General features: G+C 71.6%; 7 protein-coding genes. 5 read left to right on the top strand and 2 right to left on the bottom strand.

Going from position 1 to position 8,629, the window contains the following annotated elements; genetic code table 11:
• Window positions 1–588 (top strand): helix-turn-helix domain-containing protein (locus ACFU99_RS23085; protein ID WP_384394894.1); only part of this gene is annotated, 588 nt, incomplete at its 5' end.
• 30 nt (window positions 589–618) lie between these two features.
• Here ACFU99_RS23085 and ACFU99_RS23080 read toward each other — a convergent pair.
• Together ACFU99_RS23080 and ACFU99_RS23075 are read right to left on the bottom strand one after the other, a co-directional pair.
• On the bottom strand, window positions 619–2,124 hold the full coding sequence (locus tag ACFU99_RS23080) for a M81 family metallopeptidase (protein ID WP_384394892.1): 1,506 nt from the start codon (window positions 2,122–2,124) through the stop codon (window positions 619–621).
• A 59-nt stretch (window positions 2,125–2,183) separates the two neighbouring features.
• The gene (locus ACFU99_RS23075; protein WP_384394891.1) at window positions 2,184–3,341 is read right to left on the bottom strand and encodes an ROK family protein; all 1,158 of its coding nucleotides are present in this window, start codon (window positions 3,339–3,341) and stop codon (window positions 2,184–2,186) included.
• A gap of 195 nt (window positions 3,342–3,536) precedes the next feature.
• Here ACFU99_RS23075 and ACFU99_RS23070 point away from each other — a divergent pair, with 195 nt between their 5' ends.
• The 4 genes from ACFU99_RS23070 to ACFU99_RS23055 form a co-directional block, all read left to right on the top strand.
• A complete protein-coding gene (locus tag ACFU99_RS23070; protein WP_384394889.1) occupies window positions 3,537–5,336 on the top strand; it encodes a peptide ABC transporter substrate-binding protein in 1,800 nt (599 codons plus the stop codon).
• Window positions 5,333–6,283 carry an ABC transporter permease gene (locus ACFU99_RS23065; protein ID WP_384394887.1) on the top strand — a complete coding sequence of 317 codons (951 nt, stop codon included), beginning with the start codon at window positions 5,333–5,335 and terminating at the stop codon, window positions 6,281–6,283. Before ACFU99_RS23070 ends, ACFU99_RS23065 begins: the two co-directional genes overlap by 4 nt.
• Window positions 6,280–7,179 carry an ABC transporter permease gene (locus ACFU99_RS23060; protein ID WP_384394885.1) on the top strand — a complete coding sequence of 300 codons (900 nt, stop codon included), beginning with the start codon at window positions 6,280–6,282 and terminating at the stop codon, window positions 7,177–7,179. The genes ACFU99_RS23065 and ACFU99_RS23060 overlap by 4 nt, the downstream gene beginning before the upstream one ends.
• Before the next feature lie 10 nt (window positions 7,180–7,189).
• Window positions 7,190–8,629: oligopeptide/dipeptide ABC transporter ATP-binding protein (locus tag ACFU99_RS23055; RefSeq protein WP_384394884.1), on the top strand; the 1,440-nt coding region annotated here is incomplete at its 3' end.

Below are 8,629 nucleotides of genomic sequence, written 5' to 3'. Positions count from 1 at the left end.
GCCCAGCACTCGGCCTTCGACGCCGTGCTGGGCCCGGTCTGGGATCACGTACAGGACCTGCACCGGGCGGAGTTCACCCGGTACGCGCTGACCGTCGCCGAGTACGGTCTCGGCGCCGCGCTCACCGCGCTCGTGCCCGGCGGGCGGCTGGGCGACAACGGCGTCTGGGAGTTCGCGAGCGGTCCGGTGAAGCGGGACGTCCGGCTGGGCGGCCGGGGGCTGGTGCTCGTACCCACCTTCCACTGGACGGGCCGTCCACTGATCGCCGACCTGCCCGGCCGCCCGCTGTATGTGACCTGCCCCGTGGGCGACGGCCTGCCGCCCGCGCTGACCGGCGCCGACGGCGGGTACGACGGACTCGCCGGGGTGCTCGGCCGGACCCGGCTCGACGTCCTGCTCGTGCTCGCCGACGAGCACACCACCACGGGCCTGGCCCGGCGGCTGAACGTCAGCAACGCCACCGCGTCCGCCCACGCGGCGGCTCTGCGCGGCGCGGGGCTGATCACTTCGGTCCGCGCCGGGCGCGCGGTCCTGCACCGCCGGACCGCGCTGGGAAATCTGCTGGTACGGGGCCGGGGAAGGGGATGAACCCCGGCCCCGTACCGGTCCACAGGGGGATTACAGGAGCGTGACCGTCAGGTCCGGGTCCTCGAAGCCCTCGTCGTCGAAGGGGTACAGCGGGCGTTCCACGCGGTGGTGGCCCAGGCGCAGCAGGTCCTGGTCGACGCCGCCGGGCGTCAGCGCGAGGAGCCAGTCGGCGGCCATGTCGTACAGCTCCGGCTCCAGATAGCCGATCTTGACGACGACCAGGTCGTACGTGCGCGGGTCCAACTCCCCGAAGTCGGCGCGGGTGTGGAAGGGCTTGCGCCGCTCCGTGAGCACGGCGGTCACGCCGCCGCAGGTGACGGCGGCACTCCGGCCGCCCTCGTCGTAGGCCGGGTTGCCGCGCGGGCCGTCCCCGTCGGCGGCCGTCGCGCCCTGGAGGGCGGTGACCGTGCCGGTGAGCTGGTACGGCTCGCACTTGCTGATGTGGCCGCCCACCGACAGGTTCACCGTCGCGCCGACGCCCGCCTCGAAGCACGCCGCCACCGCCGCCGGGTCCATGATGCCGGGGTGGATCGCGGTGCTGCGGCCGGACGCCAGCTCTTCGTGGGAGAGGAGGCGCTCCAGCATGTAGGGCAGGTCGCCCGCGCCGCCCGCGGTGGGGTTGTCGCCGGAGTCGCTGATCAGGAACGGGCGGGCGTCGGAGGCGACGGCCTGGGCGATGGCGGTGTCCGCGTCGGCGGTCGGGCCGACGAAGACGAACTCACGGCGCACCCGCCAGTACTCCTCGGCCAGCGAGCGGGCCTGCGCCGCGGCCAGTTCGGCGTCGTCGCCGGTGACGACGACGGCGGCCTTGCAGCGCGGCTCGTCCGCCCAGGCGTAGCCCACCCAGATCGCGGCGTCCACGATGCCGTCCATCGCCTCGATGCCGGCCAGCCGCCCGTACAGGGACTTGGCGGGCTCCAGCCGGGTGCTGGTCTTCTCGCCGGGGAGCAGCACGGGGATCTGCACCCACGCGACGCTCGGCCGGCCCTTGCCGGAGGTGAGGCGCTCCACGAGCTTGCGGGCCGCGCGCTCGCGGGTGTCCCAGGCGTCCTCGTGCGGGGCGAGGCGGTGGGCAGTGATGAGGTCGAGCTGGTCGGCGAACCGGCGGGAGACGTTGCCGTGCAGGTCCATGGCGGCGGAGACCAGCGCGTCGGAGCCGATCGCGGACCGTACGGCGTCGGTGAGGTCGCCCTCGGCGTCCTGAAGGCCGACCACGCTCATCGCGCCGTGGATGTCGTAGACGAGGCCGTCGAGGGGGCCCGCCGCCCGGATGCGGTCGGTCAGCTCGACCTTGATCCGGTCGTACGTCTCCCGCTCGACCGCGCCGCCGGGCAGGGACACGGCGTGCACGAGCGGAACCCACTCCACCACGTCGTCGAGGTCGCTGCCGGGGCCGGTCCACGTGTAGCGGGCGAGCAGGTCCGCGTCGCGGGTGACGCGGAAGTCGTCGTACGTGGAGCGGTGCGGGCAGAAGGTGCTGGACTCGATGGACATGCCGCCGATGCCTATGCGGAGGCGGCGGGTGGGGGTGGTCATGATTGCTCACTTTCCGTGGGGTGGCGGACCGTCTGAGGTGTTCTGGAAGGCCGCGGAGGTCAGGGGCCCGGCACGGCCGCCGCGCACTCGCGCAGCGCCGCGTGGCCCGCGCCCAGCAGCCCCGCGTCCGGGCCGCAGCTCGCCGCCGCTATCGTCAGCGCGCTCGTCGCCATCGGCAGGCACCGCTCGTACAGGACGCCCCGGACGGCGGCGACCAGCGGCTCGGCCTGGGACAGGGCGCCGCCGAGGACGACCGCCTCCGGGTTGAAGAAGTTGACGACCACGGAGAGCACTCCGCCTATGTGCCGCCCCGCCTGGCGCACCAGCGTCGTGGCGAGCGGCTCGCCGTCGGCGACCAGGCGCAGTATGTCGGCGGCGCCGTCCGCGTCGATGCCGCCCTCGCGCAGCGCCGCCGATATGGCCGCGCCGCTCGCGACGGTCTCCAGGCAGCCGATGTTCCCGCAGGAGCAGGGGCGCTCGGCCGCGGCGTCCACCCGGACGTGGCTGATGTCGCCCGCGCTGCCGCCCGCGCCGCGGTAGAGCCGGCCGCCGCTGATGACGCCGGAGCCGATGCCGCGGCCCGCCTTGACGACGACGAGGTGGCGCAGCGCCGGGTGGGCGGCGCGGTGCTCGCCGGCGGCCATGAGGTTGGCGTCGTTGTCGACGAGGACGGGCAGGCCGAGCCGGTCGCGGAGGCGGTCGCCCAGCTCGTACAGATGCCAGCCGGGCATCCGGGAGGGCGCGATGACCCGGCCGGTGGCGGTGTCGACGGGGCCGGGGAAGCCGATGCCCACGGCCCGCACCGCCCGGCCGGCCGCGCGCTGCCGGTCGGCGAGCTCGCCGAGGTGCGCGGCGAGCAGGTCGAGGGCGGGGCCGGGGCCGGCGGTGAGGTCGAAGCCGTGCTCGGAGGTGTCGAAGACGGCGTCGGTCAGGCCGACCGCGCCGATTCTGGCGTGGTGGCTGCCGAGGTCGGCGGCGAGGGCGACGGCCCCGCTGTCCGGTATGCGCAGCAGCCGGGGGCGGCGCCCGCCGCGCGAGGCGCCCTCGCCGTGCTCGGTCAGCAGCCCCGCGTCGACGAGCTCCTGGACGCGGGCGGAGACGGTGGAGGCGGCGAGCCCCAGCTCCCGTACGAGATCGGCGCGCGAGGTGGCGGCGCCGCTCGCGACGAGATCGAGGACGTGTGCGGCTGAGCCGGACTGCTCGTCCGCTGCCGTCATGTTGGCGGCCCTTCTGTCGGGGGCTTCTGCTGAGGGCTTCCGTTCCCGGGCTTTGTTCGACGAACGAAGCAAGTTCGGGGTTTGGTTCGCTGACAGTAGACATCAATCGAAGGCTTGTGCGCTAGACCCTTGACTTCTTTTCGTGTTCGTCCGTACTTTGCTCGCAATCTTCGATTGGTTGACTATGGAGGCGGCATGGGGCTGCGCAAGATCCGAATACGCGGGCCCGTCGCCGCTCTTCTCGCGGCGGTGCTGGGCGTGGGCCTGCTCAGCGGCTGCGGCCCGAAGAGCTCCGCCGTCACCGAACTCGGCGCCAGCGGCGGCGTGAAGGTCGAGGGCGGCACGGCCACCATGGCGCTGCCGCCCGCCTCCACGCCCAACTGGATCTTCCCGATCGGCGCGCCCGGCTACCTGGCCACGTACAACAGCTCGATCCAGAACCTGCTCTACCCGCTGCTCTTCAACCCGGAGGAGAAGGGCGACAAGCTGTCGATGGACAGCCCGCGCAACGTCGCCGACGGCATGCCGGTCTACAGCGACGGCAACAAAACCGTGACCGTCAAGCTCAAGAAGGGCTACGACTGGTCCGACGGGAAGCCCGTCACCGCCTCCGACGTCGAGTTCTGGTTCGACCTGGTCCGGGCCAACAAGAAGAACTGGGGCGGCTATTCGCCCGGCCTGCTGCCGGACAACGTCGAGAGCTTCGACGTCCTGGACGCGCACACCTTCCGGCTGCGGCTCGACCGCTCGTACAACCCGGACTGGTTCACCAACAACACGCTCCAGTACTTCAAGCCGCTGCCCGAACACGCCTGGAACCCGAAGCACGAGGACCCCAAGAAGGTCTTCGCCCGGCTGACCTCGCACGGCAAGCAGCTCTCCAAGTTCGCCACCGACCCGCTGTGGAAGACCGTCGCCGGCCCCTGGCGGATCGAGCGCTGGACCACCAACGGCGAGGTCTCGCTCGTACCCAACAAGAAGTACAGCGGCCCCGACAAGGCGCACCTGGACCGCGTCGTCTTCAAGCCCTTCACCACCGCGGACTCCGAGTTCAACGTGTTGCGCGCGGGCGGCGTCGACTACGGCTACATCCCACCCTCGGTGATGGCGCAGTCGAAGAAGTTCAAGGAGATGGGCTACCGCATCGACCCGTGGGAGGGCTGGGCGATCACCTACATCGTCCTGAACTTCAACAGCCCCACGGCCGGCCCCATGCTGCGCCAGCTCTACATCCGCCAGGCGCTCCAGCACCTCATCGACCAGAAGGAGATCTCCAAGGTCGTCTGGCAGGGCTCCGCCGCGCCCACCCGCGGCCCCGTCCCCGCCAGCCTGCTCCCCAAGGACCCCTACCCGTTCGACCCGGCGGCGGCGAAGAAGCTGCTCACGGACCACGGCTGGGTCTCGCGCGACGGCGTCATGCGGTGCGCGAAGCCCGGCGAGGGCGGCGGCGAGTGCGGCAAGGGCATCAAGAAGGGGCAGCGGCTCAAGCTGGAACTCCTCTCCCAGTCCGGCTCGACCGAGACCTCCAACACCATGCAGGTGATGAAGTCCGCGATGAGCAAGGTCGGCATCGACTTCGAGATCCGCCAGCAGCCGCTCAACACCGTGCTCGGCACCACCGTCCCCTGCAAGGAGACCGACGCCGCCTGCAAGAGCTGGCAGATGGGCTTCTTCGGCTCCCAGGGCAGCTGGTACTTCCCGCCCGCCCCCAGCGGCGAGAGCCTCTTCGCGACCAACGCGCCCTCCAACATGGGCAACTGGTCCGACGCCAAGACGGACCAGCTCGTCAAGGCCACCGAATACTCCGGCGACCCGGCAGCCATGCGCGAGTACGCCCAGTACGTCGCCGACCAGGTGCCCGTCCTGTGGACGCCCAACCCCGCGTACCAGGTCTCCGTCATCCGCAACGACCTGCGCGGCGTCGGCCAGAACCCGACGCTCTCCCTCGCGCCCCAGGACTGGTACTTCGTGAAGAAGGGCGGCGAGGGCAAGTGACCCGCTTCCTCATCAAACGCGTCGGACAGGCCGTCATCGTCCTGTTCCTCGTCTCCATCATCGTCTTCGTCCTCCTGCACCTGCTGCCCGGCGGACCGGCCCGCGCCATCCTCGGCCCGACCGCCACCCCGGACTCCATCGCGCACTTCAACCACCAGCAGGGGTACGACCGTTCGCTGCCCGTCCAGTACGTGCAGTACCTCGGCCGGCTGCTCAGCGGCGACCTCGGCGAGTCGTACAAGCTCAACCAGTCCGTCGCCTCGCTGATCGGCGAGCGGCTGCCCAAGACGCTCGTCCTGACCGGCCTGTCCATCGTGGTCGCCGCGATCCTCGCCATCCCGCTCGGCATCATCCAGGCCGTGCGCCGCGGCAAGGCCGCCGACTACGCGCTGACCGGCGCCGCCTTCCTCGCCTACGCCACACCCGTCTTCTTCCTCGGCCTCATCCTCATCCTGGTCTTCAGCCAGCAGCTCCAGCTGTTCCCGGCCGAGGCGCCACAGGCCGACACGATCGGCGGCATCCTCTCCGAACTGCCCGCGCTGGTGCTGCCGGTGGTCACGATGGCGCTCGGCATCATCGCCGCCTTCAGCCGCTATATGCGCTCGGCCGTGCTCGACAACCTCAGCGAGGAATACGTGCGCACCGCGCGCGCCAAGGGGCAGTCCGACGCCCGCATCATGGCCCGCCACGTGCTGCGCAACGCCCTCATCCCGCTCGCCACCCTCCTCGGCCTCTACCTCCCCACCCTCATCAGCGGCGCCCTCGTCGTCGAGTCGATGTTCAACTACCCGGGGATGGGCCTGCTCTTCTGGAACTCGGCGCAGGGCTCCGACTTCCCCGTACTGCTCGGCGTCACCCTCGTCGTCGGCGTGGCCACCGTCATCGGCTCGCTGATCACCGACATCGCGTACGCCGTCCTCGACCCCCGGATCAGGAGCGTCTCGTGACCGCCGCAGCCGTCGAGGCGACGCAGCCGGAAGCCGCCGTCGCCACCCCCAGCCTCGTCCGCCGCACGCTGACCGTGTTCGCCCGCAACAAGCTCGCGCTGCTCGGCGCGGTGCTGCTCGTCGGACTCATCGCGTTCTGCTTCCTCGGGCCGCTGATCCACCACACCGACCAGGTGCACACCGACCTGAGCCAGGCCAACCTGGCCCCGGGCAGCGCCGGCCACCCCCTGGGCACCACCGACCTCGGCTACGACATGCTCGGCCGGCTGATGTACGGCGGCCAGACCTCCCTGGAGGTCGGCCTCGCCGCCGGCCTGCTGGCCACCCTCTTCGGCACGGTCTACGGGGCCGTCGCCGGCTACTTCGGCGGCTGGGTCGACGCCACGATGATGCGCATCACCGACGCGGCCCTCGCCATCCCCGCGCTGTTCCTGCTCGTGGTCGTCGCCGCGATCATCACGCCCAGCAAGCCGGTGCTCATCCTGATCATCGCCTCGGTGGCCTGGCTCTCCCCGGCCCGCCTCATCCGCGGCGAGGCCCTCGCGCTGCGCAGCCGCGACTACATCCACGCCATGCGGCTGATGGGCGGCGGAGGCGGCCGGGCCGTCTTCAAGCACATCGTCCCGAACGCCATCGGCACGGTCATCGTCAACGCCACCTTCCAGATCGCCGACGCCATCCTCTACGTCGCCTATCTGTCCTTCCTCGGCCTGTCGATCCCGCCGCCCGCCGCCGACTGGGGCTCCATGCTCTCCTCCGGCATCACCTACACGCAGGTCGGCTACTGGTGGCTGATCTTCCCGCCCGGCATCGCGATCGTCCTCGTCGTCGCCGCCTTCAACTTCATCGGCGACGGCCTGCGCGACGCCTTCGACGTGCGGCTCCAGAAGAACTGAGGCAACCACCATGACCGACAAGCTCCTCGCCATCGAAGACCTGCACGTCGAGATCGCCTCCCGCGCCCGCACCGTGCACGCCCTCGACGGCGTCAACCTCGACCTCGCGCCCGGCGAGGCCCTCGGCATCGTCGGGGAGTCCGGCTGCGGCAAGACCATGACCGCGCTGTCCGTCCTCGGGCTCCTGCCCAACGGCGGGCGCGTCACCGGCGGCCGCATCCTCTTCGACGGCACCGACCTGGCGGCCGCCGCCCAGCCCGTACTGCGCGACGTACGCGGCAACACCATCGGCATGGTCTTCCAGGACCCGCTCACCTCCCTCAACCCCACCATGACGATCGGCGCGCAGGTCGCCGAGCCGCTGCTGCTGCACACCGGCGCGTCCAAGGCCGAGGCGTGGCAGAAGGCCGAGGAGACCCTGCGGCTGGTGGGCATGCCGCAGCCCGGCGAGCGGATGAAGAACTACCCGCACCAGCTCAGCGGCGGCATGCGGCAGCGCGTCGCCATCGCCATGGCCCTGGTCTGCGAGCCCAAACTGCTCATCGCGGACGAGCCCACCACCGCCCTGGACGTCACCACCCAGCACCAGATCCTGGAGCTCATCGACGAGCTCCGGGAACGGCTCGGCATGGCGATGATCCTGGTCACGCACGACCTCGGCGTGATCGCCAAGCGGGTCGACAAGGTCGCCGTGATGTACGCGGGCAAGGTCGCGGAACGGGCGGGGGTGCGCCCCCTGTTCGCGGCCCCCCGGCACCGCTACACGCAGGCGCTCTTCGCGGCCCTGCCCGAGCGCGCCGCCGACGAGTCGCAGCCGCTGGCCACCATCCCCGGCCTGCCGCCGTCCCTGGTCGTACGGCCCACCGGGTGCCGCTTCGCGCCGCGCTGCGCCTTCGCGACGGACGAGTGCCGGGAGGCGGAGCCGGAGCTCACGGAGACCGGTGACGGTGCGGCGGACCACGAGTTCGCCTGCTTCCACCCCGTCGACCCGGACACCGACCCCGTCGCCGAGGTCGTGCCGCCCGCGCCCGACGCCGCGCCCGTACGCACCGACGAGACGCTCCTCACGCTCCGCGAGGTCGCCAAGGAGTACCCGCTCAACAGCGGGCCGTTCGCCCGCCGCAAGGGCGCCTCCGCCGTCAGCGCGGTGGCCGGGGTGTCGCTGACCGTCAAGCGCGGCGAGACGTTCGGCATCGTCGGCGAGTCCGGCTGCGGCAAGTCCACCCTCGGCCGGATGGTCGTCGGGCTGGAGTCGCCGACCGGCGGGGAGATCCGCTTCGGCGGCCAGGACATCACCGCCCTCGGCCGCAAGGAACTGCGCGCGCACCGCAGGGAGGTGCAGCTGATGTTCCAGGACTCGTACGCCTCCATGGACCCGCGCGCCCGCGTCGGCGCGATCCTGCGGGAGCCGCTCGTCATCCAGGGCATCGGCGACCGCGCCGCGCAGGAC

This window comes from Streptomyces sp. NPDC057654 (genome assembly GCF_042800135.1).
Classification (GTDB): domain Bacteria; phylum Actinomycetota; class Actinomycetes; order Streptomycetales; family Streptomycetaceae; genus Streptomyces.
The sequence above is the reverse complement of the archived record's forward strand: the minus strand, read 5'-3'. Positions and strand labels throughout refer to the sequence as shown.

Excerpts from the sequence above, each read along its gene's own strand:
- ACFU99_RS23075 (WP_384394891.1), bottom strand. The coding sequence starts at position 3,341 with ATGACGGCAGCGGACGAGCAGTCCGGCTCAGCCGCACACGTCCTCGAT.
- ACFU99_RS23070 (WP_384394889.1), top strand. The coding sequence starts at position 3,537 with ATGGGGCTGCGCAAGATCCGAATACGCGGGCCCGTCGCCGCTCTTCTC.
- ACFU99_RS23080 (WP_384394892.1), bottom strand. The coding sequence starts at position 2,124 with ATGACCACCCCCACCCGCCGCCTCCGCATAGGCATCGGCGGCATGTCC.